22 protein-coding genes are annotated in these 22840 nt (G+C 71.5%); 10 read left to right on the forward strand and 12 right to left on the reverse strand.

What is annotated here, in order from left to right:
• Positions 1 to 3: 3 nt before the first annotated feature.
• A complete protein-coding gene (locus K1J60_RS33890; RefSeq protein ID WP_220649532.1) occupies positions 4 to 288 on the forward strand; it encodes a DUF397 domain-containing protein in 285 nt (94 codons plus the stop codon).
• A 79-nt stretch (positions 289 to 367) separates the two neighbouring features.
• Positions 368 to 1183, forward strand: a complete 816-nt coding sequence (locus tag K1J60_RS33895) for an SAM-dependent methyltransferase (protein WP_398684323.1) — start codon at positions 368 to 370, stop codon at positions 1181 to 1183.
• Between the two features lie 81 nt (positions 1184 to 1264).
• Here K1J60_RS33895 and K1J60_RS33900 read toward each other — a convergent pair whose 3' ends face one another.
• The 4 genes from K1J60_RS33900 to pdxR form a co-directional block, all read right to left on the reverse strand.
• Positions 1265 to 1993 (reverse strand): protein-tyrosine phosphatase family protein, encoded by a 729-nt coding sequence (locus K1J60_RS33900; protein WP_220649534.1) that lies wholly within the window; start codon positions 1991 to 1993, stop codon positions 1265 to 1267.
• Positions 1994 to 2137: 144 nt separating this feature from the next.
• Positions 2138 to 3028 carry a hypothetical protein gene (locus tag K1J60_RS33905; RefSeq protein ID WP_220649535.1) on the reverse strand — a complete coding sequence of 297 codons (891 nt, stop codon included), beginning with the start codon at positions 3026 to 3028 and terminating at the stop codon, positions 2138 to 2140.
• The gene (locus K1J60_RS33910) at positions 3028 to 5469 is read right to left on the reverse strand and encodes a PEP/pyruvate-binding domain-containing protein (protein ID WP_220649536.1); all 2442 of its coding nucleotides are present in this window, start codon (positions 5467 to 5469) and stop codon (positions 3028 to 3030) included. The genes K1J60_RS33905 and K1J60_RS33910 overlap by 1 nt, the downstream gene beginning before the upstream one ends.
• 215 nt (positions 5470 to 5684) lie before the next feature.
• A complete protein-coding gene (gene pdxR / locus K1J60_RS33915; RefSeq protein WP_220649537.1) occupies positions 5685 to 7097 on the reverse strand; it encodes a MocR-like pyridoxine biosynthesis transcription factor PdxR in 1413 nt (470 codons plus the stop codon).
• Between the two features lie 41 nt (positions 7098 to 7138).
• Here pdxR and K1J60_RS33920 point away from each other — a divergent pair, with 41 nt between their 5' ends.
• On the forward strand, positions 7139 to 7696 hold the full coding sequence (locus tag K1J60_RS33920; protein ID WP_398683711.1) for a carboxymuconolactone decarboxylase family protein: 558 nt from the start codon (positions 7139 to 7141) through the stop codon (positions 7694 to 7696).
• Between the two features lie 158 nt (positions 7697 to 7854).
• Here K1J60_RS33920 and K1J60_RS33925 read toward each other — a convergent pair whose 3' ends face one another.
• The 3 genes from K1J60_RS33925 to K1J60_RS33935 form a co-directional block, all read right to left on the reverse strand.
• A complete protein-coding gene (locus tag K1J60_RS33925; RefSeq protein WP_220649539.1) occupies positions 7855 to 9342 on the reverse strand; it encodes a glutamate synthase subunit beta in 1488 nt (495 codons plus the stop codon).
• A gap of 64 nt (positions 9343 to 9406) precedes the next feature.
• Positions 9407 to 9886, reverse strand: coding sequence for an anthrone oxygenase family protein (locus K1J60_RS33930; protein WP_220649540.1), 480 nt, complete (start codon positions 9884 to 9886; stop codon positions 9407 to 9409).
• Positions 9887 to 10067: 181 nt separating this feature from the next.
• Entirely contained in the window at positions 10068 to 10751 is a 684-nt protein-coding gene (locus K1J60_RS33935; RefSeq protein WP_220649541.1) for a DUF2293 domain-containing protein, read from the reverse strand.
• 140 nt (positions 10752 to 10891) lie between these two features.
• On the opposite strand from K1J60_RS33935, the gene K1J60_RS33940 reads away from it, so the two are divergent.
• Both K1J60_RS33940 and K1J60_RS33945 read left to right on the forward strand, forming a co-directional pair.
• On the forward strand, positions 10892 to 11533 hold the full coding sequence (locus tag K1J60_RS33940; RefSeq protein WP_220649542.1) for a nucleoside/nucleotide kinase family protein: 642 nt from the start codon (positions 10892 to 10894) through the stop codon (positions 11531 to 11533).
• A 163-nt stretch (positions 11534 to 11696) separates the two neighbouring features.
• Positions 11697 to 12125 (forward strand): CBS domain-containing protein, encoded by a 429-nt coding sequence (locus K1J60_RS33945; protein ID WP_220649543.1) that lies wholly within the window; start codon positions 11697 to 11699, stop codon positions 12123 to 12125.
• Positions 12126 to 12179: 54 nt separating this feature from the next.
• Here K1J60_RS33945 and corA read toward each other — a convergent pair whose 3' ends face one another.
• A complete protein-coding gene (gene corA, locus K1J60_RS33950; protein WP_220649544.1) occupies positions 12180 to 13307 on the reverse strand; it encodes a magnesium/cobalt transporter CorA in 1128 nt (375 codons plus the stop codon).
• Between the two features lie 273 nt (positions 13308 to 13580).
• Between corA and K1J60_RS33955 the strand changes: the two genes are divergently transcribed.
• Positions 13581 to 14378, forward strand: coding sequence for a methyltransferase domain-containing protein (locus K1J60_RS33955; protein WP_220649545.1), 798 nt, complete (start codon positions 13581 to 13583; stop codon positions 14376 to 14378).
• A 223-nt stretch (positions 14379 to 14601) separates the two neighbouring features.
• Here the strand turns inward: K1J60_RS33955 and K1J60_RS33960 are convergent, their stop codons facing one another.
• Positions 14602 to 15501: a carbohydrate kinase family protein gene (locus K1J60_RS33960; RefSeq protein WP_220651827.1), complete on the reverse strand. Its 900-nt coding sequence runs from the start codon at positions 15499 to 15501 to the stop codon at positions 14602 to 14604.
• Between the two features lie 115 nt (positions 15502 to 15616).
• Complete coding sequence (locus K1J60_RS33965) at positions 15617 to 16522, reverse strand: pseudouridine-5'-phosphate glycosidase (RefSeq protein ID WP_259408042.1); 906 nt, start codon at positions 16520 to 16522, stop codon at positions 15617 to 15619.
• Positions 16523 to 16621: 99 nt separating this feature from the next.
• Between K1J60_RS33965 and K1J60_RS33970 the strand changes: the two genes are divergently transcribed.
• Positions 16622 to 17050: a VOC family protein gene (locus tag K1J60_RS33970; protein WP_220649547.1), complete on the forward strand. Its 429-nt coding sequence runs from the start codon at positions 16622 to 16624 to the stop codon at positions 17048 to 17050.
• Positions 17051 to 17249: 199 nt separating this feature from the next.
• Here K1J60_RS33970 and K1J60_RS33975 read toward each other — a convergent pair whose 3' ends face one another.
• Entirely contained in the window at positions 17250 to 17804 is a 555-nt protein-coding gene (locus K1J60_RS33975) for a methylated-DNA--[protein]-cysteine S-methyltransferase (protein WP_220649548.1), read from the reverse strand.
• A gap of 84 nt (positions 17805 to 17888) precedes the next feature.
• Positions 17889 to 18758 carry a glycerophosphodiester phosphodiesterase gene (locus K1J60_RS33980; RefSeq protein WP_220649549.1) on the reverse strand — a complete coding sequence of 290 codons (870 nt, stop codon included), beginning with the start codon at positions 18756 to 18758 and terminating at the stop codon, positions 17889 to 17891.
• Between the two features lie 280 nt (positions 18759 to 19038).
• On the opposite strand from K1J60_RS33980, the gene K1J60_RS33985 reads away from it, so the two are divergent.
• The 3 genes from K1J60_RS33985 to K1J60_RS33995 all read left to right on the forward strand — a co-directional run bounded on the left by K1J60_RS33985 (position 19039) and on the right by K1J60_RS33995 (position 22832).
• Positions 19039 to 19908: an MHYT domain-containing protein gene (locus K1J60_RS33985; protein WP_220649550.1), complete on the forward strand. Its 870-nt coding sequence runs from the start codon at positions 19039 to 19041 to the stop codon at positions 19906 to 19908.
• Positions 19909 to 19948: 40 nt separating this feature from the next.
• Positions 19949 to 22084 (forward strand): excinuclease ABC subunit UvrB, encoded by a 2136-nt coding sequence (gene uvrB / locus K1J60_RS33990; RefSeq protein WP_220649551.1) that lies wholly within the window; start codon positions 19949 to 19951, stop codon positions 22082 to 22084.
• A gap of 169 nt (positions 22085 to 22253) precedes the next feature.
• On the forward strand, positions 22254 to 22832 hold the full coding sequence (locus K1J60_RS33995; RefSeq protein WP_033526646.1) for a TerD family protein: 579 nt from the start codon (positions 22254 to 22256) through the stop codon (positions 22830 to 22832).
• Positions 22833 to 22840: the final 8 nt, after the last annotated feature.

The raw sequence follows: 22840 nt of genomic DNA on the forward strand, positions 1-22840 counted from the left end.
CGAATGGAACTCATCAAGCCGCAGTCGCAGGCGCGCACACGCACGCAGTCGCACAACCGCGTCTACAACGGCATGCCCGCCCGGGAGTTGGGCAGCGAAGGCTGGCACAAGCCCTGGAGCGGAGGCAACGGAGGGAACTGCCTGGAAGCCATGAAGCTCGCCGACGGCCGGATCGCGGTACGGCAGTCCACCGACCCCGACGGACCGGCGCTGATCTACACACCGGACGAGATGAACGCCTTCATCCAGGGCGCCAAGGCGGGGGTGGCCGACTTCCTGCTCTCCTGAGGCCTGTTGCGCACTCCCTGTTGTTCAGCCGATCCCCCTATGTTGGCCCTGAGTTGATCACTTATTGCTGCAGAACCTTATGGAGTTCGTCATGACCGGGCGTCCCCCCGTCGAGATCGATACGAGCAGACCCCATCCCGCGCGGATGTACGACTGGTACCTCGGCGGCAAGGACAACTACCCCGTCGACGAGGCGATGGGCCGGCAGATGCTGGCCCTCGACCCCCGGGTGCCGGTGATGGCACAGGTCAACCGTGCCTTCATGCACCGCTCCACACGCTGGCTCGCGGAGCACGGCGTCCGTCAGTTCCTCGACATCGGCACCGGTATCCCGACCGAGCCGAACCTGCACCAGATCGCCCAACGGGTCGCCCCCGACACGAGCGTCGTCTACTGCGACAACGACCCCATCGTGCTGGCCCACGCGGCGGCCCTGCTGCGCGGTACGCCGGAGGGGCGCACCGAGTATCTGCAGGCCGACGTGCGCGACCCGCACGCCGTCGTCGAGGGCGCCAGGAAGATACTGGACTTCGACCGGCCCGTGGCGCTCTCGCTGATCGCGCTGCTGCACTTCGTCTCCGACGAGGACGGCGCGCACGCCCTCGTCCAGCGGCTGATGTCCGAACTGCCCTCCGGCAGCTATCTGGTCGTCACCCACGCCACCGCCGACTTCACCCCGGAGGAGTCGAAGGCGGCCACGGAGAAGCTCAAGGCCGCCGGCGTCACCCTGGCCCTGCGCTCCCGCGAGGAGTTCACCCGCTTCTTCGACGGCCTCGAACTGGTCGACCCCGGCGTCGAGGTGCCCCACCACTGGCACCCCGAACTCGGCGACCCCGTCCCCGGCCAGGACGACGGGGTCATTCCGGGCTACGGCGCGGTGGCCCGCAAGCCGTAGGGCCACGTCGAGAACCGGTGTACGAGTGCGCGGCGCGGGCCTCCTGGCCCGCGCCGCGCACTCGTACACCGTGGCGCACGTCTACATGTACGACCAGATACGGCGCGGCGCGTCGACGACGCGGCTCACCACCACCACCGGCAGCGGCGGTTGTGCCGTCGCCCGCTCCCGCTCCAGCATCAGCCCGTAGTAGATCTGCTCGATCGACGGCGGCCCGACCGACAGGTTGCGCAAGACCGCGCCGGGCGAGTCCTCCTGCCCGGTCTTCACCAGGTAGGCCGCGGCCATCGTCCCCGTACGGCCGACACCGGCGCCGCAGTGCACGAACACCGGCCCGGAGTTCTCGGAGACCGTGTCGAGCAGGCGCTGCACCTGCTCGGGCGTCGGGGTCTGCCCGTCACGCATCGGCACCCGTACGACGTCGAGGCCCGCCTCACGCGGCAGGGCGAGCTGGGCGGCGCTCAGCTTCTCGGCGCGCAGGTCGACGACGGTGGTGAAGCCGAGGTCGGCGAGCGCCCGGTAACCGGCGGGGGAGGGCGCGGCCCCGCGCCACAGCTCGCCGTCCGTGCCGACGGGCTGGAACTTGTGGATGCCCTTCACCGGGCGCGTCCCCTCGGGCGCCGAGATGGTCTCACTCGCCATGTACGACACCGCCAGGATGCCGAGGGAGCCCGTGGCCCACAGGGCGAGACAGCTGAGCAGCACTCCGACGAGGACGCGCACCACCTTGCGGCGCAGCGAGCGGGAGCGGGCTGGAGGGGCGGAGAGCGGACTGCGGTGTACGGGCGGAGGTGTGACGATGACAGACATGAATGACCCGAAGGTTGGGGACGGGGGCCTGTTCGCATCGTAGCCCGCACGTAGTAAGGGCTCTGTCTGGTTGTGCCCTATCTCACGGCTTTGGGGTGGAGATGGATCGATTACGGGTGTTCTGTTGATCTTTGGGTCCGGGGCTCACTCGTTCTCGGCGTCGCCGACACCCACCACCGTGAGGTAGGCGCGGTCCACGTCGGCGTCCTCCAGGCAGCCGCGCAACCGCAGGCGGTCGTGGTCAGTGAGGGCGGGGCGGACGACCCCGGCGAACAGGCCGTCGCCGAGTTCGCCGAGCGTGGTCCGCCGCAGGGGCACCGATGTGGAATTTCGGCAGCGTTCCCAGGCCTGGGAAGCGGCCATGGACTGCCGCTCGGCGGTCACGGGCACGCCACGCATGTCCACCCGGACGATCACAGAGGTCGCCTCGGCCTCGTTTCCCTCCTCCTTCCTGGTCTGCGTGAGGTCGGCAAGCCCGACCACCAGCGAGACCAGCAGACCGACACCGACGCCCACGGTGATCAACCGCGCCACCCGCCCCCGTCCCCGGCCCCCGCCGACCGGCACTCTGTCCTCCAGATCGGCGTCCGGCGCCGGATCGGGCGCGGTGAGCACCGCCAGCCGCCCGGCGAGATGCCGCTCCGCCGTCGGCCGGGCCGTGACCGACGCGATCCGCTGCACCAGCCACGCGATCCCCGACAGCACCACACCGGTGATCAACAACACCGGCACGAAGACATACGTACGACTCGCCGGATCCTCCAGCCAGCGGAACCGGTCGCCAGGTTCACGCGCGTGCGACTGCCGCAGCCGGGCCAGCGCGTCCTGCTGCCGCCGGTCGCTCTCCCGGATCCGCTCCTCGATCCGCGCCAGCCGCCCCCACAGCACGAGCCCGAGCAACAGCACCCCGACGATCAGGAGCAGCACCCCACTGATGATGGCCCGCTGCCACTGCCACCGGTAGAGGTAGACGACGAAGTAGACGCCCGCGCCGACCGCCGCCGAGCCCCCGAAGAGGTAAGCGAGGCGCCTCATCACGAACCCTCCGCCCGCACGTCGCCGGAGCCGCCGTCGACCGTCACCCGGGTGCCCGGCGGGAAGCGGCGCACCGCGTCGCCGACGCCCACCACGGCCGGCACACCGAACTCCCGGGCCAGCACCGCGAGATGGGACAACGGGCTGCCCGTCTGCGCCACCAGCCCCGCGACGCGCGACAACAGCGGAGCCAGCGCCGGATCGAGCGTCCGGACCACCAGCACGGCGTCCGCCGGCCCGGTCCCCTCGCCGTCCCACACCGTGCCGACGCCCCGACCGCCGGACACACCCCGGCCTCCGTTGCCCTCTCCCGGACGAGAACGCCCGGCGGTGCGCTCGGCGACCACCACACCGCCCTCCGCGAGCCGGAACCGGTCCGGGAGCGGCGCGGACAGGGCCCGGGGCGACCGTGCCGCGAAGTCCCCCGGCAGCCCACCGGTCTCCAGTGCGGTCACGAACTCCTTCCACCGCAGCAGCCCCACCCGCCGCACCTCACCCAGCACACCCCGGGCGAACAACCTGCGCGCCGCCTCCCGCACCAGCCTGACCTGCAGCTCCTGCACCCAGCGGATCCGCAGCCGCAGGGCCTCGCGCGGCGGGAGGGCGCCAGGGCAGACGGAGACCGCGCGGCGGGAGGACGGGAGGGGGGCCGCGCTGTCGCCGGGGGCGGTGGAGACGGACACGAAGGGGGATGCGGATGTGGTTGCGGATGTAGTGGCGGTGGCGGTGGCGGTGGCGGTGGCGGTGGCGGTGGCGGTTGTGGCTGCGGCGAGGGCGGCGGATGCGGCGGTGGTCGCGGAGGCGCCGTTCCGGTGGACGGGCTCGGGCGGGGGCAGTCGCAGGTCACCCCACAGGCTCGGAGCCGTCAGGGCGAGGACCACGGGCTCGGCGGCCACCACCTGGTGGTCCGACAAGGTCCGGTCCCGGTACCTCGAATCGGTCAGCGTGGCGAGAGCGGTACCGGAGGCCGTGACATGGGGCTCCGGAAGGAGGGCACCGGCCAGAGCCTCCTGCGCGTGCAGCGAGACCAGGACGGAGCGCGTCCAGCGCAGGGCCGAGATCAAGTCGACGGTCGGCAGCTCGCCGGCCGACGGGGTCTCGACCAGCCGCCGGTCGACGTCGGCCACCAGGTCCGTCGCCAGACCCGGCAACGTCGAGGTCAGCCGCCCCACCCGCCAGGCTGCACCGAGCCGCCGGGCGCCCGGCGCGGGGTTGAGCCACGCCAGCCCCGGGTGTCTCGGCGGGACGGCACCCAGCAGCCGCAGGTCCGCCGCGGCCCGGCCCCCGACCGCCGTGACGACCGGCGCCGACCGCAACCGCCGACGCGACGCGCTCCCGCCGAGATCGAGCGCGAAGGCCAGCCCCCGCGCCATCGGCGCCACCCACAGATCCTCCTCCAGCGGCTCCAACTGCCCCGGCAGGGTCTCCGCCACCGGCCCGGGACCGAGCAGCCGCGCGCCACGCGGCGGACGGGGCCCCATCGCCGTGATCGGACGACTCTGGAGCAACCACAGCCGCCCGCCCTCGTCGAAACCGAACTCGATGTCCTGGGCCCCGCCGAACACCCGGGCGGCCCGCCGCGCGAGACGCGCCAGACGACGCAACTCGGCGGCGGTGAGCAACGCCCCACTTCCGCCGGCCGCCCGCACGGCCCGGGACTGCTCCGCCCCGGACTGCTCCGCCTCAGACTGTTCCGCCCCGGACGGTTCCACTCCTGGGGGTTCCGTCCCGGGCGATTCGGCTCCTGACCGTTCCACCCCTGAGGGTTCTTCCGCCCCGGGCGATTCCGTCCGCAGCAGCCGCCCCCACCTGCTCAACCAGTAGCTCGTCCCCGGCCGCTCCCCGCTCACCAACGTGTCGGGCCCGCCCCGCACCGCGCTGACCAGCATCCGATCGGTCCGCCCGGCCACGGGATCCGCGCCGAACAGCACACCCCCGACCCGGGCCCTGAGCATCGGCTGGACGAGCACGGCCATGGGAGCACTGCCACCGTCGGGCCGCCGCGCCGAGCCCAGCACCGTGCGCACCGCCGCCCGGAACTCCTCCCACCCCCGCACATCGAGCACGGAGTCGAACCGTCCCGCCAGAGAGGACTCCTCCGTGTCCTCCTGCGGCGAGGAGGACCGTACGACGAGGGAACGCGCACCATGCCGGGACAACTCGGCCCAGGCGCGCGACAGGTCCCGCCCGTCGTCAGGGTCCCGCCGCCGGTCATCCGCGTCCCGAGGGTCGTACGGGATCACGAACCCGGGCAGCACCGGCAACCCCGCGCGCGCCGCACGCGCGAGATGGGCCGCCTTCGAGCCGGTGAGCAGCGGCAGCGAAGCCGTCGGCTGGTCCAGGAGGACGACGTGAGAACCGACTGTGCCGCCACCCCGGGGCGGAGCCCCGCCGTGCGCACCGTCTCCGTGTTCTCCGTGACGTTCGTCGAGCGTCGTCATCGAGCACCCTCCAGGACCGACCGTCAACAGGGGGGACGTGAGGAAGAGGCCCTACGCCTGACGACGGAACGAAGGATGGGGGCAGGCCACCACCGAATTGTCGGGGTGCCCGCGGCCACAGCGGTGACGTACCTCCTGACCCCAATAGTCCCACCGCCCCGCTTTTCGTGTCGACCGGGAACCCTCCCCCGGCCGTCGCCGCCACACCACCCCACTCACTCGGGCGGGAGCACCCCGCACAACGCCTCCACCGCCGCCCCGTACGCGTGCTCCGGCGGCGTCGCATACCCCACGACCAGCCCGTCCGGAGCGTCCTCCCTCGCCTCGGGATGCCGGAACGCCGCCAGCCCGTCCAGCGCGACACCCCGCCACGCCGCCGCCTTCACCGCCGACCGCTCGGTACCGGGCGGCAGCCGCAGCACGGCGTGCAGCCCGGCGGCGATCCCGGTGACCTCGATGTGCGGCGCGTGCGCGGCCAGGGCCGCCACCAGCCGGTCCCGACGCGCCCGGTACCGCTGCCGCATACGCCGCACATGACGGTCGTACGCCCCGGACCCCACGAAGTCCGCCAGCGCCAGCTGCTCCGGCACGCTCGCCCACGCCTCCCGCTCGCCCTTGGCCTCCACCACGGCGCCCACGAGCCGCTCCGGCAACACCATCCACCCCAGCCGCAGCGCGGGCGACAGGCTCTTGCTGACCGAGCCGATGAAGACGACCCGCTCGGGATCCAGTCCCTGCACGGCCCCGACGGGCTTGCGGTCGTAACGGAACTCCCCGTCGTAGTCGTCCTCCAGAATCAGCCCGCCACGCGCGCGTGCCCAGTCCACCACCGCGGCCCGCCGCTCGGGACGCAGCGGCCCGCCGGTGGGGAACTGGTGCGCGGGCGTGAGCAGCACCGCCCTCTCCCGGTCCAGCCCGTCCACCCGGGCACCGTCCTCGTCGAGCGCCAGCGGAACGGTCCGTACGGAGGCCGCCGCCAGCAGCTCACGGTGGAAGCCCAGCCCGTACGACTCCACGGCCAGCGGTCCCCGCAGCACCCGACCGTGGAACAGCAGCCGCAACGCGTGCGCGAAACCGGAGCAGACCACGATCCGCGAGGCCTCGGTCCGCACGCCCCGCGCCCGTGCCAGGTACTCGGCGAGCGCCTCCCGCAGCTCGACCCGGCCCGCCGGATCACCCGGCCCGAACGCCTCGCTCGGCGCCCGCGTCAGCGCCCTGCGGTACGACGCCGCCCAGGCCGCCCGCGGGAACGCCGACGCGTCCGGCGTGCCCTGCCGCAGATCGTGCCGCGGCCCACGCGCGCGTTGCGGCACCTTCCGAGGCACGCGCGCTGCGGCGCCCAGGGGTTCGACCCGCTCCGCGACCCGCGTGCCCGACCCCTGCCGGGCGGTCAGCCAGCCCTCCGCGACCAGTTCCGCGTACGCGTCGGCGACCGTGTTGCGCGCGACGCCCAGATCCGCGGCGAGCGAGCGGTACGGGGGCAGGCGGGTCCCGGGCGCCAGCCGACCACCACGCACCGCGTCCCGCAACGCCCGGATCAGCGCCGCCCGTCGCCCACCCCCACCGGACAGTTCGAGATGCAGATCGGCCCCGATCGACTCCGCGGAATTGACCCAAGAATCCACCATGGAAATGCACCCTACGACAGGTCTTTCCGCCCCATAGATTCATGGTCATGACGACGAACACGACAGCGACCGCCATGACAGCCACCGACACGACAGCGACCTACACGACAGCCGCGAACACCGCAGAGACCGACAAGACGGCGGCGGCCGCCCATCCCCGGCTCGACCTCGCGAAGTCCGCGCGGAACGCGTTCCGCGCCCTCATCGGCTTCGACGCGGTGGCCCGCGAGGGCATCGACCCCGCCCTGGTCGAACTGATCCAGATCCGCGCCTCCCACCTCAACCACTGCGCCTACTGCCTCCACATGCACACCAACGACGCCCGCAAGGCCGGGGAGAGCGAGGACCGGCTGCACATGATCCCGGTCTGGCGCGAGGCCCGGCACTTCTTCACCGCCCGCGAACAGGCCGCGCTCGCCCTCACCGAAGCGGTCACCCTCGTCGCCGACGGCGGCGTCCCCGACGCCGTCTACGCCGAAGCCGCCACCCACTTCGACGACACCGAACTGGCCCGCGTCCTCGCCCTGATCTGCACCATCAACACGTGGAACCGCATCGCCCTCGCCACCGCCAAACAAGCCGGCACGGACGGCCGCTAGAACTGCCAGAACTGCTAGAACTGCCAGAACTGCTCACCGCCTGCCCGGCGCCGCACCGACGACCGAAGCGCTGTTTCCGCGACGACCGAACCGGCCTAGGCGACGACGGCCGACGGCCGACGGCCGGTGGACCGGTGGCCAATGGCCGTGGCCGGTGGCTACACCGTCATCGGGCGGTCGTACGGTCCGATCGGTGCCGGCAGGCGGTCCGCCCCGGTCAGCCCACGGTCGACCGAGGCAGCCACGGACCTCCCCTCGGCGATCGCCCACACGATCAGGGACTGCCCACGGGCGGCGTCCCCCGCGGCGTACACCCCGGGCACGTTCGTCGCGAAGTCCGGCCCCCGCGCGATCGTCCCGCGCGGATCGAGGGCCAGCCCCAACTGCTCCAGGAGCCCGTCGTGCCGATCCGGGCCGGAGAACCCGAGCGCGAGCAGGACGAGATCGGCGGGCAGCGTCCGCTCGGTACCCGACCGGGCCAGCCGCCGCTCGTCCACCTCGACCAGGTGCAGGGCCCGCACCCGCCCCGACCCGTCCCCGGTGAAGCGGAGCGTGGAGGCCGCGAAGAGCCGCGCGTCCGCGTCCGCCGCAGGCGCGGACCGAAGATCCCGAGCCTCCTCGTGCGCCGCCGAGAGCCGGTACACCTTCGGATACGTCGGCCACGGATCGACGTCCTCGTCACGCTCCGCCTCCGGCAGCGGATAGATGTCCAACTGGGTCACCGAAGCGGCCCCTTCCCGCACCGCGGTCCCCAGACAGTCCGCCCCCGTGTCACCACCCCCGACGATCACGACATGCTTCCCTGCCGCCGACAACGGCGACACCTCCAGATCCCCCTCACACACCCGGTCGGCCAACGGCAGATACTCCATCGCCTGATGAACCCCGGCCAACTCCCGCCCGGGCACGTCCAGTTCCCGCCACGCCGTGGCCCCCGTCGCGATCACCACCGCGTCGTACCGGGCCCGCAACTCGGCCGCCCCGACGTCCACCCCGACCGCGGTCGACGTCCGGAACTTCGTGCCCTCCGCCCGCATTTGCTCCAACCGCCGGTCCAGATGGCGCCGCTCCATCTTGAACGCCGGGATCCCGTACCGCAGCAACCCGCCGATCCGGTCGGCCCGTTCGTACACCGCGACCGTGTGCCCGGCCCGCGTCAACTGCTGCGCCGCCGCGAGCCCGGTGGGCCCCGAGCCGACGACGGCGACCGTCTTCCCCGACAGCCGGTCGGGCGGACGCGGCGGGGTGAAACCGTCCTCCCAGGCCCGGTCCGCGATGGCCACCTCCACGTTCTTGATGGTCACCGCGGGCTGGTTGATCGCCAGCACACACCCCGCCTCACAGGGGGCGGGACACAACCGCCCGGTGAACTCGGGAAAGTTGTTCGTGGCGTGCAACCGGTCGCTCGCCGCCCGCCAGTCCTCCCGCGACACGAGATCGTTCCACTCGGGGATCAGATTCCCCAGCGGACAGGCGTCGTGACAGAACGGGATCCCGCAGTCCATGCAGCGGTCGGCCTGCTTGCTGATGATCGGCAGCAGAGCCCCGGGAACATACACCTCGTCCCAGTCCCGGACCCGCTCCTCCACGGGGCGACGGGGCCAGTCCTCGCGTGGTGTGGTCAGAAAACCCTTGGGATCGGCCATGGCCGTCTCCCTCACGGAGAGGTACGCGTACGGGCCACGATACGACGCGCCCGCCGCCCCCGCCTCAGGCGAGCGCCAGCAGGTACGACAGGGCCGCGGCAGCCGCGGCGACCGCCCGCACGTGGTTCCACGTCGTCCACCGGCTCACGTAATCGCGCCAGTACGTCGCCGCCTCCGGCGTGCCCGGGTCCAGCTTCGCGAGCGTGTCGTTGCGCGGCACGTTCGCCACCATCGTGACCCCGAAGCAGCCGAACAGATACAGCACGCTGCCCAGCAGCAGTTCGACCCTGCCCTCGTCCGGCCACAGCACGAACGTCACGACGGCCAGCACGGCACACAGCACAGCCGTGCCCACGAACACGAGCATGAACGCCGGCGTCAGAGCACTCACATTGATCGCCTGCATCGCCGCCACGCCCTGCGCGGGCGGCAACGACGCCAGCCCCTTCATCACGAACGTCGAGAACCCGCAGAACACGCCCGCCACGATCGCCGTCCCGAGCAGTCCCAGCACCGTCAGCACGAAGTACGGCCCATCGATCATGTCCGCTCCCACCTCGATCCCTCGAAGATCCTGCCCACCACCCGACAACACGACCAGTGAACCTCCGCACACCCCCCCCGGCCCCCACGGCCAAGACGCTCACCCGCATACGCACGAGGCCGACCGGGACCCGCGCCGACCGCTGCTCCGGGGGCCCCTCCCCCTCCCCCCTCCCCGCCCCTCACCCCACCCCCCGCCACCCCCGCAGTGTCGCCTCCACCGTGACCGTGATCCGTCGGCGTGCCTCGTACCGGGGCACGCCGGTCATCAGGAGGTGGTCGTACGGCGTGTCCACGTGGCGTACCGACGCGATGACCGCCGAGGTCACCGCGAACTCCGTCAGCGCGCGCCCCGCCGCGCTGCGCCCGACGCGGCCGCTGCCGCGCACCGAGGCGTGGGCGGCGATCTCCCGGGCCCGCTCGGGCGGACAGCCGGGGAACAGCCGTCCTATCTCCGCGGCGAACGCGTCCGTGAAGCGCACGTCCTCCGCGGCCCGCCGCCGCGCGTCCCGTATCCGCCGTCGGCGTCGCACCTCCGCGTCCGCCAGGCACCGTTCCTCGGCCCGGGCGAGCCCCGCCTCCTCGACCAGGACTCCCTGCCGCTCGTACCGGCTCCGGCGCCGGTTGAACCGTACGACCACCGCCGACAGCGAGCTCTCCTCCCGCGCCCTCCGGGTGAGCGCGGTGTCGCCCCGAGGCAGGAACACCAGGTGCCCGAGGTCCGCGCAGTCCAGGCAACGCGGTGCCCCCTCCTCCAGGACCAGCAGCGCCACCGGACCGCCCCGGCACTCGGCGCAGTGCTTCTTCCTGAGTGCCTGCACGACGACAAGTCCGGTACGGGGCGGGGGAGTAGCGAGTGCTGCCATACGCGGTTCATTCCCCCTGGTGTCCGCGTGGTCACGCCGTCCTCGGAGCCGACTGCCGGCCCGGTTGCCGATGCGACTGCCGACCCGGCTGCCGTCCTGACCGCCGACCGGGTCGGGCACGGCGCCCGGTGGGCGGCATCATGGGCCGTGTGCGATTCGAAGCGATCACCTGGGAGCGGCTCGGCGACCTCCTCGCCGAACGCCTCCTCGACCTCAAGCCGGGTGACGGCTCGCCCTGGCCGCGGATCGCCTTCGACGGCGCCCCGGCAGCCCGTCCCGGTGACCTCGCCGCCCTGGTGTCCGAGGCGCTGCGCATACGCGGCCGGGCCTCGCTCGTGGTGGGAACCGAGGGCTTCCTCCGGCCTGCGTCGCTGCGGTTCGAGTACGGCCACGAGGACGTGGAGGCGTACTACGACGGCTGGTTCGACACCGCCGCCCTGTGGCGCGAGGTCTTCGGTCCGCTCGACCCCGGCGGCACGGGGCGGATTCTGCCCGACCTCTGGGACCCCACCACCGACCGTGCGACCCGCAGCCCCTACGTCCCACTCCCGCCCGGCACGATCCTGCTGACGCATGGCCCCCTCCTCCTGAAGCACTGGTTCCCCTTCGACCTGACCGTCCATGTCCTCCTCTCCCCGGGGGCCCTGCGCCGCCGCACACCGGAAGGCGAGCACTGGACCCTCCCCGCCTTCGAGCGCTACGAGACCGAAACCGACCCGGCTGCCACGGCCGATGTCCTGGTGCGCGCCGACGACCCTCGCCACCCGGCCTGGAACGGCTGACGGGCGAGGAATCGTCCGCCGCCTCGGCTCCCCGCCCGCGTCAGGTGGGGGTGCCGCACGACGCTCCGAGTGCGCCTCAGCCCGGACGCGGCAAGAATGTAGGGCGCCGGGACTAGCGGTGCGTCCCGCGCCGCGCCGGCCGTCCGGCAAAGGGAGGTACCACATGACCACCGCCGGAGACATCATGCACCGCGGCGCCCAGTGGATCCCCGCCCACGAGACCCTCGACCGCGCCGCCCAGCTGATGCGTCAGCTGAACGTCGGGGCCCTGCCCATCAGCGACCAGAACGAACGGCTCTGCGGCATCCTCACCGACCGCGACATCGTCGTCGGCTGCGTCGCACTGGGCCACGACCCGTCGACGATCACGGCCGGCGAGATGGCCAAGGGCACACCGCGTTGGATCGACGCGGACGCCGACGTCAGCGAGGTGCTGCAGGAGATGAAGGGGCACCAGATCCGCCGGCTCCCGGTGATCGAGAACAAGCGTCTCGTCGGCATGATCAGCGAGGCCGACCTGGCCCGTCATCTGTCGGACGACCAGATCGCCTCCTGGGCCGAGAGCGTCTACGCGAAGAGCGCGACGCCCTGACCGCCGACATCGGACGTGGCGCCCGGCCGTTCGATCGCCTCCCCGCTCCGGGAGTCACAGCCACCCGTTGCGCTTGAAGCCCCGGTAGAGGGTGACGCAGGCGGTGGCTATGACTCCCAGGACCAGCGGATAGCCGAACTTCCAGTGCAGCTCCGGCATGTGCTCGAAGTTCATGCCGTAGACCCCGCACACCATGGTCGGCACGGCGATCAGCGCGGCCCACGCCGTGATCTTCCGCATGTCCTCGTTCTGCGCGACGCTGACCTGCGCGAGATGCGCCTGCAGAATCGAGTTCAGCAGTTCGTCGAACGCGGCGATCTGCTCGGTGGCCCGCAGCAAGTGGTCGGAGACGTCGCGGAAGTAGGCCTGTATCTCCGGGTCGACCACCCGGATCGGTCGTGAGGTGAGCTCCAGGAGCGGGCGGGCGAGCGGGGCCACCGCCCGCTTCAGTTCGAGCAGTTCGCGCTTGAGCTGGTAGATGCGGCCCGGGTCCACCCGCGCGCCGTTCGCGGCGAACACGTCTGTCTCGACCTGGTCGATGTCCGTCTGGACCGAGTCCGTGACGCTCAGGTAGTCGTCGACCACATGGTCCGCGATCGCGTGCAGCACCGCGGCCGGGCCCTTGGCCAACTGGTCGGGGTTCGCCTCCAGTTCCTCCCGCAGCGGACCGAGCGAGCCGTGCCGTCCGTGGCGGACGGTGATCACGAAGTCGGCGCCGACGAAGACCATGATCTCGCCGGTGTGCACCACCTCGCTGGTCGCGGTCAGTTCGGTGTGCTCGACATAGCAGACCGTCTTGAACACCGCGAACAGTGTGTCGTCGTAGCGTTCCAGCTTCGGGCGCTGATGGGCCTCGACCGCGTCCTCCACCGCCAGCGGGTGCAGGTCGAAGAGTTCGGCGATGCCGGCGAACTCCCGCTGTGTGGGCTCGTGCAGCCCCAGCCAGACGAAGCCGTGGTCGTGCCTGCGGACCTGTTTGACGGCCTCGACGACATCGCGGACGGCGGGCGATCGGACGCCCTTGTGGTAGGTCACGCAGTTCACCACCGAGGTGCCCAGCGGGGAGCGGGCCGGATGGCTGAGGTCGACGCGGGGGCGTCGGCGGGCCAGCCGTGCCATCGTGCGCAGGCCGACGACCCTGTCGAGGCCGGTGACCTTCCGCAGATTCCCTGCCATGGACATCGGGCTTCTCCTTGCGTGGATCTCCTCGCACCGCACTCCGTGCCTTGTGGCGCCAGTTTGCCAGGGCCGAACGAGTGCCGGGTAAGGCTGTGGGAACGGAATGTTCCGCTTCGCTTGTAGGCGGTCGAGTCAGTGCGGCCGTTCCGATCCGGTCGTCGCCATCCGGTTGTTCCCGGACGATCCCGGTCTTTCCGGCCGGTTGCCGCAGGACGGCCGCGCGGCTGCGGGAGCGTCGCCGCGAAGGGCAAGTCGGTCAAATGGGATGATCAGGGCATGATGCGAACCGACGGGTATCTCCTCGACCAGCGGCGGGCCGAGACGGGGCAGGGCCCCGACGCCTTCGCCGCACTCTTCGACCCCACGACCTTCCGGCACATGGAGGCCTTCGGTCTGGGGTCCGGCTGGCGCTGTTGGGAGGTCGGCGCGGGCGGCGCCTCGGTGGTCTCCTGGCTGGCGAAGAAGGTCGGACCGACGGGCAAGGTCATCGCGACGGACACCGACATCTCCTGGGCCGTGCCCTCGGTCACCCGCCCACCGGTCGAGGCCCTCGTCCATCACGTGGGCGTCGACCAGCCCCCGGGTGACGGCTTCGACCTCGTGCACGCCCGCCTCGCCCTGGCTCACGCGCCGAACCACGAGCACGCGTTGTCGTCGATGGTCAACGCCCTGCGTCCCGGCGGACGACTCCTGGTCGAGGATATCGACCCCGCCCTCCAACCCCTGGCCTGCCTCGAGGAATCCGGTCCCGAGCACCAGTTGGCCAACCGGCTTCGCCAGGCCGTGCGCGAGCTGCTCGCCGAACGCGGAATCGCCCCGGCGCACGGCCGCAGACTCCCGCGCCTGCTGCGGGCCGCCGGCCTGCGCGGTGTGGAGGCCGACGCGTACTTCCCCGTCGCCTCACCGGGCTGTGCCGCCCTGGAGTCGACGACCGTCGACCGGCTCCGCGAAGCGCTCGTCACGGCGAACCTCGTCACGGCGGAGGAGATCGACCGGCATCTGTCGGCCGTGGCCTCCGGCGCGATGGACATCGCCGCCCCGCCCCTGATCTCGGCTTGGGGCCGGAAGGCATAGCGAGGGGTCGGTCCGGTGGAGCGTCACCCGATCCGGCGGCGGGCGAGGGTGACCCACCGGGCAAGGGTGACCCGCTGGGCGAGGGCGACGACCGGCGGGCGGGGGCGACCGGCGGGCGAGGGCGACCGCCGGGCGAGGGCGACCGCCGGGCGAGGGCGACCGGCGGGCGAGGGCGACCGGCGGGCGAGGGCGACCGGCGGGCGGGGGCGGCACGGTCGCCCCGTCACAAGGCCCGGGCGACCCCGGGCGGTCTCCCGCCCACTTTCTCCACCGCCCGCGCTCCTGCCCCGCACCCCTCGGCCGCCGCTCCCTCTGCGTCCGCGCCGGCGAGCAGCGCCGCCAGGAACGCCCCCGTGAAGGCGTCGCCCGCGCCGGTGGTGTCACGGGGCGTGGCGGGTGCCGCCGGGATCCGCGACACGACGCGACCTTCGCGCGCGACGAGGGCGCCGTCCGCCCCCTGCTTGGCCACCACCAGAGGTACGAGACGGCTCAACTTGGCCGCCGCGTCGGCCGGATCGGGCAGCCCGGTCAGCAGGTGGGCCTCGTCGCGGCTGGGCAGCAGCACGTCCACTCCCTCGACCAGCGTGAGGAAACGGTCCACACCGAGCCGCGTGAGGAAGCCCGCAGACGCGGGATCGACGCTCACCGGCACTCCACGCGCGCGTGCCGATTCCAGGGCCACGGAGACCAGCGCGCGACTGGGCTCGGAGAAGAACAGATAACCCGACAGGTGCAGCCGGGCGACGCCGTCGAGCAGGGCCGGCGACCAGTCGTCCGGGTTCAGCCGCAGCGCGGCACCGCTGTCGGTGAGGAACGTGCGCTCGGCCGCGGCGCCCGTGTCCACCAGGCAGATCACCGTCCCCGTGGCCGCCTCCGGGTCGATCACCAGATGGGGTCGCACGCCCGAGGCCCGCAGCTCCCGCTCGTGCCACGCGGCCCCGTCCGTGCCCACCCGCCCGAGCAGCCGCACGTCCGCGCAGCCGCGATGAGCTGCCCAGCAGGCCACGTTGGCGCCCGCCCCGCCGGGCAGCGTCCGGATCGTGGAGGCCGTGTCGGTGCCCGCCGCGAGCGGCCCGCGGTGTCGGGCGACGACATCCGTGACGACGTCCCCCACGACGAGCAGCGCCCCGCCCCCACCTTCACCGGGCGGGCCGCCCCCACCTTCACCGGGCCGGTCCGCACCACCACCGGGCCCGCTCACCGCACCACCGGGTTCGCTCGCGGTTCGCCGGGTCACCTCACGCCCCGGTCCAGGCCGCCGCGATCCGTGCCGCGAGCCGTACGTTGCCGCGTACCGCCGCCAGGTTGGCGCTCAGGGAGGCGCCGTCGGTGTGCCGTACGAGATAGCTCAGCAGGAACGGGGTGACCGCCTGGCCCGTGACGCCCTCCGCCTCGCACGCCGCCAGCGCCTCCGCGAGCACACGCGCGTGCAGCTCGGGATCGAGCTGCTCCGCCTCCGGCACGGGATTGGCGACGATCAGCGCCGACTCGGGGCCGCCGAGCGCGTCCTGCGCCCGCATGACGTCCGCGACCTCGCCCGGCGATCCGAGTGTCCACTCCACCGGATGGCCCGAGTCGGACAGATAGAAGCCGGGGAAGCGGTCGGTGCCGTACCCGGCGACCGCGACACCCAGCGTCTCCAGCCGCTGCAAGGTCGCCGGCACGTCCAAAATCGACTTCACGCCCGCGCACACGACCGTGATCCGGGTACGCGCGAGGAGCCCAAGGTCGGCGGACTCGTCCTGGGTCACCGTCCACTCGCGGTGCACGCCCCCGAGTCCACCCGTCGCGAACACCCGTACGCCCGCGAGGGCCGCCAGCTGGGCGGTCGCCGACACGGTGGTCGCCCCGCTCACGCCCGCGGCCACCGCCGGCGGCAGATCGCGGTGCCCGAGCTTGCGCATGCCGTCCTCGTTGGCGACCCGCTCCAACTGCTGCTTGTCGAGGCCGATATGGGGTCGCCCGTCCAGTACGGCGATCGTCGCGGGTACGGCGCCCTCCCGCCGTACGACCTCCTCCAGTTCCAGCGCCACCTGCAGATTGCGGGGGCGGGGCAGCCCGTGCGCGATGATCGTCGACTCCAGGGCCACCACGGGTCGACGCGCGTCAACCGCTTCCCGCACCTCTTCGGACACCACCAGCACGCGCTTGCCTCCTGTCTGACGTTCTTCCCTCATCCCTGGCGGACGGCGTGCCCGGCCAAACCCTTGCGCGTTGTGGTGCAGGACACCAGCCTGAGGTGCATGAAGGAGAACACGACACGTCTCGACCATGTCGTCATCTGGGTGCGGGAGCCGATCGCCGCGGCCGGCTTCTACGAGAAGGCCGTGGGCCTGGAACCCGTGAGGGTCACCGAGTACGCGGCGGGCCACGCACCCTTCCCCTCCGTCCGTGTCAACGACGAGACCATCATCGATCTCATGCCGCTGACCATGGCCCCGACGATGCGGATGGTGCCGGGCGCCGCCGCCGGCGCCGGGCACCCCGTCAACCACGTCTGCCTGGCGATGCCCGGCCCGGCCTTCGACGAACTGCGCGGCCGGCTGGAGGAACAGGCGGTCCCCGTCTCGGAGGTCTCCCACGACTCCTTCGGCGCCCGCGGACTCGCCCGGCGAAGCTTCTACTTCCGGGACCCGGACGGCAACGTCTTCGAGGCGCGGCACTACGAGTAGCGCCGCCCCGATCGCCGTCGCGAGCGGGTTCCGCCGACCTCCGCGCATCCGAACGACGACGGACGGCCGATGCGCGGCACGACGCGCGGCCTCGGTGCTCCCGCACCAAGGCCACGCACGGACGCGCACAGGCCGTCCACGGCCTCCGCAAGACAAAGGCTCAGGACGCAGGCTCAGGACAAAGGCTCAGAACGAGGGCTCAGAACAAGGGCTCCGGAAGGACCCCTTCGAGCGCCAACAGTTTCCGCTTGGTCTCCAGTCCGCCGCCGAACCCGCCGATGCCGCCGTCGCTCTCCACCACCCGGTGGCACGGCACCACCACGGGCAGCGGGTTCGACCCCATCGCGACTCCGACCGCCTGGGCCGCGCCGGGCTGGCCCACGCGCCGCGCGAGATCGCCGTAGCCCACGACCGAGCCGTAGGGGACGCCCGACGCCAGTTCGCGCAGTACCTGGCGGTTGAACCCCGAGATCAGCGACCAGTCGAGCGACAGTGCGAACTCGTGCCGCTCACCCGCGAAGTACGCCTCGAACTGACGTATCGCCTCGGCCAGCTGCGGTGCGTCGGGAGCCTCCACCGGGGTGGTGCCGAGGCGGGAGGCGAGCCGGTCGAGGGTCCGGTCGCGCACCGGCTCCGTGGCATGGAAGACGACATGGACCAGGCCCTCGTCCGTCGCGGCCAGCAGCAGCGGGCCGATGTCCGAGGCGACGACGGTCCACACCACCTGCTGCTCGCCCTGCGCATGGCTGTTCATGGCACCACCGTACGGGCCGCCACCGACAACGACCTCGGTGTGCGCTCCGCCCGGAACGCACACCACCGGCCGCGGACCGCCGCGTCAGCCCTGCGTGGCGTCCCTGACCACGTCCGGCTTGTTGGTGATGATGCCGTCCACGCCGTAGTCGGCCACCCGGCGGGCGTTGGCGGCGTCGTTCACGGTCCAGGTGAGGATCTCCAACGGCTTGCCGTGCGGACCCCCGAGCGCGTGGATCGTGGCGACGTAGGACGCGGAGATGGTCGTGTACGAGGAGTTGATCTGGTCGCTGAACGTCGCGTACTCGGGCAGGTCGGCGATGTCCGGTGTGCCGAGCAGACCGGTCTTCACCGCCGGGCTCAGCTCATGGACCCGGCGCACGGTGTCGGCGCTGAAGCTCTGGATCACCAGCTTCTCGAGGTGGGCCGGGCCGAGCCAGCCCTCGTTGCCGAGCACCTTCAGGGTCTGTTGCTCGATCCCCGGGTAGAGCTGCGGATTCTTGATCTCCAGGACGAGCTTCTGGTGGTTGCGTGAGACCCGCCGCATGTACTGCTCCAGCGTGGGCACGCGCGCGCCCTCGAAGTCACCGCCGAACCAGCTGCCCGCGTCCAGGCGCCCGATCTCCGCGGCGGTGAAGTCCGCCACGTTCCAGGGGGCGCGCTCGGGATAGAGCTCCTCCACATTGGTCGTCCGCGCCAGCGTCGCGTCGTGGAGGACGACGAGCTCGCCGTCGCTGGTGCGCTGGACGTCGTTCTCGACCCAGTCGAAGCCCATCTCATGGGCCTTGTCGACAGCGGCCAGGGTGTTCTCGGGCGCGTAGGCGGAAGCTCCGCGATGCGCGACGACCAGTGGATTCCCGGCGTCGGCGGCCGCGTGAGCGGCGGAAGTGGGGAGCAGGAGGACGGTGGCCCCCAAGAACGCTGTGGTCGCGGCGACAACTGCGCGCACGTGCATGCGTACTCCTCGCGTCGATCGATCACGGTCAGCTCAAGCGTGACAGCAGAGGGTCAACGGCAGAGGGGCGCAGGATGGCCATGAATTGAATGGAGTTGCCCAAGTCCGCTCACGGGCACCGCACAAGTGGGGCAAGGCCGTGTTTCTTTGCCGGAAAATCGTTCGACCATTCCGGTGGGGGTCATACTCTCTGCGACAACCCTGACCGTCGTTGCGGTGCCGGGGCTGGGGGCATTGCAGAAAATCCAGGGACGCGACAGGGCGGGAAAGGCAGCCGCGGATGCAGGGCACGGTCGACGGCTTCAGCTACGGACTCGTCACACCGGTGGTGGCCTATCTCATGGCCTGCCTCGGAGGCGCGCTCGGCCTGCGCTGCACCACCAGATCGATGCTCGTGGACGGCCGCCGGCGGATCGGCTGGCTCGCGCTGGGCTCGGCGGCCATCGGCTCCGGCATCTGGACCATGCACTTCGTCGCGATGATGGGGTTCAAGGTCCTGCAGGCCCCGATCCACTACGACCCGCTGACCACGTTCGCGAGCCTCGCCGTCGCGATCGTCATGGTGGGCATCGGGATCTTCATGGTCGGCTCCAAGGGCGCCGGCGGGGCCGCGCTGTTCACCGGCGGCACCCTCACAGGCCTGGGCATCGCCTCCATGCACTACCTGGGCATGGCCGGCATGCGGCTCAACGGCACGTTCCAGTACAACACCGCCACCGTGGCCGCTTCGGTCGTGATCGCCGTGGTGGCCGCGATCGCCGCCCTGTGGGCCGCCGGACAGGTCCGCGGCTTCCTCTGGAGCGTGGGCGCCAGCCTCGTCATGGGGATCGCCGTCAGCGGCATGCACTACACGGGCATGGCCGCCCTCAGCGTCCATCTGCACAGCGCCGCGGGCCCCGACCCGGCCGACGGCTCCTCGTCCGCCGCCCTGCTGGCCCCGCTGATGATCGGCCCGCTGGTGTTCCTGCTCCTCGCGGGTGTCGTCGTGATGTTCGACCCGTTCATGATCATGGGCAGGTTCCACGGGAGCCCGGTCGAACGTCGGCCCGGCATCCCGGCCCAGGCGACCGCCCACATCTGCCGGCACATGGAGTCCCGCACCGGCCAGGAGCACCGCGAGCCACGTTCCCGCACACCGCAGAATCGCTGATCGCGGCCCGTTGTCAGTGCGGGGTCGTACGGTGGATTGCATGCGGCCCGTTTCCAAGATCGAACGCACGGTGGCGCCTTTCGAGGTCGTCAGCCCCTACCAGCCGAGCGGCGACCAGCCCACGGCCATCGCCGACCTCGCCCGGCGCATCAAGGCGGGTGAGAAGGACGTCGTCCTGCTCGGCGCGACCGGCACCGGTAAGTCCGCCACCACCGCGTGGATGATCGAGAAGCTCCAGCGCCCGACCCTGGTGATGGCGCCGAACAAGACACTGGCGGCCCAGCTGGCCAACGAGTTCCGCGAGCTGCTGCCGAACAACGCGGTCGAATACTTCGTCTCGTACTACGACTACTACCAGCCCGAGGCCTACGTCCCGCAGTCGGACACCTACATCGAGAAGGACTCCTCGATCAACGAGGAAGTGGAACGCCTGCGGCACTCCGCGACCAACTCGCTGCTCACCCGCCGCGACGTCGTCGTGGTCGCCTCCGTCTCCTGCATCTACGGTCTCGGCACGCCGCAGGAGTACGTGGACCGCATGGTCCCCCTCAAGGTCGGCGAGGAGTTCGACCGGGACGAGCTGCTGCGCCGCTTCGTGGACATCCAGTACACGCGCAACGACCTGGCGTTCACCCGCGGCACCTTCCGTGTCCGCGGCGACACCATCGAGATCTTCCCGGTGTACGAGGAGCTCGCCGTCCGCATCGAGATGTTCGGCGACGAGATCGAGGCCCTCTCCACCCTCCACCCCCTCACCGGCGAGATCATCAGCGACGACCAGCAGCTGTACGTCTTCCCGGCCTCCCACTACGTCGCCGGCCCCGAGCGCCTGGAGCGCGCCGCCAACGACATCGAGAAGGAGCTGGGGGAGCGCCTGGCGGAGTTGGAGAAACAGGGCAAGCTCCTGGAGGCCCAGCGGCTGCGGATGCGCACGACGTACGACCTGGAGATGCTCCGCCAGATCGGCTCCTGCTCCGGTGTGGAGAACTACTCGATGCACTTCGACGGCCGTGAGCCGGGCTCCCCGCCGAACACCCTGCTGGACTACTTCCCGGACGACTTCCTCCTCGTCATCGACGAGTCCCACGTCACCGTGCCCCAGATCGGCGCGATGTACGAGGGCGACGCCTCCCGCAAGCGCACCCTCGTCGACCACGGCTTCCGGCTGCCCTCCGCCCTGGACAACCGCCCCCTGAAGTGGGAGGAGTTCCAGGAGCGCGTCGGCCAGACGGTGTATCTCTCGGCGACCCCCGGCCAGTACGAGCTGTCCCGCTCCGACGGCCACGTCGAGCAGATCATCCGCCCCACCGGCCTGGTCGACCCCGAGGTCGTCGTCAAGCCCACCGAGGGCCAGATCGACGACCTGGTGCACGAGATCCGCACGCGCACCGAGAAGGACGAGCGCGTCCTCGTCACCACCCTCACCAAGAAGATGGCCGAGGACCTCACCGACTACTTCCTGGAGCTCGGCATCCAGGTCCGCTACCTCCACAGCGATGTCGACACCCTGCGCCGCGTCGAACTGCTGCGCGAGCTGCGCGCCGGTGAGTACGACGTCCTGGTCGGCATCAACCTCCTCCGGGAGGGCCTCGACCTCCCGGAGGTCTCCCTGGTGGCGATCCTCGACGCGGACAAGGAGGGCTTCCTGCGCTCGGGGACCTCGCTGATCCAGACCATCGGCCGCGCCGCGCGCAATGTGTCGGGGCAGGTCCATATGTACGCCGACAAGATCACCCCCGCGATGGCGAGGGCCATCGACGAGACCAACCGGCGCCGGGAGAAGCAGGTCGCGTACAACAAGGCCAAGGGCATCGACCCCCAGCCGCTCCGCAAGAAGATCAACGACATCGTCGCGCAGATCGCGCGCGAGGACGTCGACACCGAGCAGCTGCTCGGCTCCGGCTATCGCAAGGGCAAGGACGGCACCAGCGCCAAGGCCCCCGTGCCCTCCCTCGGTGGCAAGGCGGCCAAGTCCGCCAAGGGCAGGACCAAGGCCGCCGAGGCCGTCCCGACCGACCGTCCCGCGGTCGAGCTCGCCCAGCAGATCGAGGACATGACGGAGCGCATGCGCGCGGCCGCCGCCGAGCTGCAGTTCGAGATCGCCGCGCGGCTGCGTGACGAGGTCTCCGAGATGAAGAAGGAACTGCGGCAGATGAGGGAGGCGGGCCTGGCCTGACCTCCACCACGGGCACCGGGGGAGGGGTGGGCCCGGCGTCGGCGCGCTGTGTTGCAAGACCGACACAAAGTGCGACACAGGCTGCGGCAATGTCAGTGCCGCTGCGTAAGGTGCTGAACATCCGCGGACTCCGCGGGAACAGGGGACAGCTCGAGAGGGGAATCAGCGCGTGACCGTCAATATGACCAAGGGTCAGGCCATCAGTCTGCAGAAGAACGACGGAGGCAGCCTGACCGCGGTGCGCATGGGTCTCGGCTGGCAGGCTGCCCCCAGGCGCGGCCTGTTCGGATCCCGCACCCGTGAGATCGACCTCGACGCGTCCGCCGTGCTGTTCGCGGACAAGCAGCCCGTCGACGTCGTCTTCTTCCGTCACCTGGTGAGCGACGACGGCTCCGTCCGGCACACCGGCGACAACCTGGTCGGCGGCGTCGGCCAGGGCGGCGACGACGAGGCGATCCTCGTCGACCTGGCCCGGGTGCCGGTCCACATCGACCAGATCGTCTTCACCGTGAACTCCTTCACGGGCCAGACCTTCCAGGAAGTGCAGAACGCGTTCTGCCGACTGGTCGACGAGACCAACGGCCAGGAGCTGGCGCGCTACACCCTCGCGGGCGGCGGCCAGTACACCGCCCAGATCATGGCCAAGGTGCACCGAGCGGGCGCGGGCTGGCAGATGACCGCCATCGGCACGCCCGCCAACGGCCGCACCTTCCAGGACCTGATGCCGGCGGTCCTGCCGGTCCTGTAGGCACACCG

The organism is Streptomyces akebiae (assembly GCF_019599145.1).
Classification (GTDB): domain Bacteria; phylum Actinomycetota; class Actinomycetes; order Streptomycetales; family Streptomycetaceae; genus Streptomyces; species Streptomyces akebiae.

Excerpts from the sequence above, each read along its gene's own strand:
- K1J60_RS33980 (WP_220649549.1), bottom strand. The coding sequence starts at position 18,758 with ATGCACGTGCGCGCAGTTGTCGCCGCGACCACAGCGTTCTTGGGGGCC.
- K1J60_RS33940 (WP_220649542.1), top strand. The coding sequence starts at position 10,892 with ATGGGCCGTGTGCGATTCGAAGCGATCACCTGGGAGCGGCTCGGCGAC.
- K1J60_RS33975 (WP_220649548.1), bottom strand. The coding sequence starts at position 17,804 with ATGAACAGCCATGCGCAGGGCGAGCAGCAGGTGGTGTGGACCGTCGTC.
- K1J60_RS33955 (WP_220649545.1), top strand. The coding sequence starts at position 13,581 with ATGATGCGAACCGACGGGTATCTCCTCGACCAGCGGCGGGCCGAGACG.
- K1J60_RS33970 (WP_220649547.1), top strand. The coding sequence starts at position 16,622 with ATGAAGGAGAACACGACACGTCTCGACCATGTCGTCATCTGGGTGCGG.
- K1J60_RS33890 (WP_220649532.1), top strand. The coding sequence starts at position 4 with ATGGAACTCATCAAGCCGCAGTCGCAGGCGCGCACACGCACGCAGTCG.
- K1J60_RS33930 (WP_220649540.1), bottom strand. The coding sequence starts at position 9,886 with ATGATCGATGGGCCGTACTTCGTGCTGACGGTGCTGGGACTGCTCGGG.
- K1J60_RS33985 (WP_220649550.1), top strand. The coding sequence starts at position 19,039 with ATGCAGGGCACGGTCGACGGCTTCAGCTACGGACTCGTCACACCGGTG.
- K1J60_RS33905 (WP_220649535.1), bottom strand. The coding sequence starts at position 3,028 with ATGAGGCGCCTCGCTTACCTCTTCGGGGGCTCGGCGGCGGTCGGCGCG.
- K1J60_RS33910 (WP_220649536.1), bottom strand. The coding sequence starts at position 5,469 with ATGACGACGCTCGACGAACGTCACGGAGAACACGGAGACGGTGCGCAC.
- K1J60_RS33925 (WP_220649539.1), bottom strand. The coding sequence starts at position 9,342 with ATGGCCGATCCCAAGGGTTTTCTGACCACACCACGCGAGGACTGGCCC.
- K1J60_RS33935 (WP_220649541.1), bottom strand. The coding sequence starts at position 10,751 with ATGGCAGCACTCGCTACTCCCCCGCCCCGTACCGGACTTGTCGTCGTG.
- uvrB (WP_220649551.1), top strand. The coding sequence starts at position 19,949 with ATGCGGCCCGTTTCCAAGATCGAACGCACGGTGGCGCCTTTCGAGGTC.
- K1J60_RS33895 (WP_398684323.1), top strand. The coding sequence starts at position 368 with ATGGAGTTCGTCATGACCGGGCGTCCCCCCGTCGAGATCGATACGAGC.
- pdxR (WP_220649537.1), bottom strand. The coding sequence starts at position 7,097 with ATGGTGGATTCTTGGGTCAATTCCGCGGAGTCGATCGGGGCCGATCTG.
- K1J60_RS33920 (WP_398683711.1), top strand. The coding sequence starts at position 7,139 with ATGGTCATGACGACGAACACGACAGCGACCGCCATGACAGCCACCGAC.
- K1J60_RS33900 (WP_220649534.1), bottom strand. The coding sequence starts at position 1,993 with ATGTCTGTCATCGTCACACCTCCGCCCGTACACCGCAGTCCGCTCTCC.
- K1J60_RS33945 (WP_220649543.1), top strand. The coding sequence starts at position 11,697 with ATGACCACCGCCGGAGACATCATGCACCGCGGCGCCCAGTGGATCCCC.
- corA (WP_220649544.1), bottom strand. The coding sequence starts at position 13,307 with ATGTCCATGGCAGGGAATCTGCGGAAGGTCACCGGCCTCGACAGGGTC.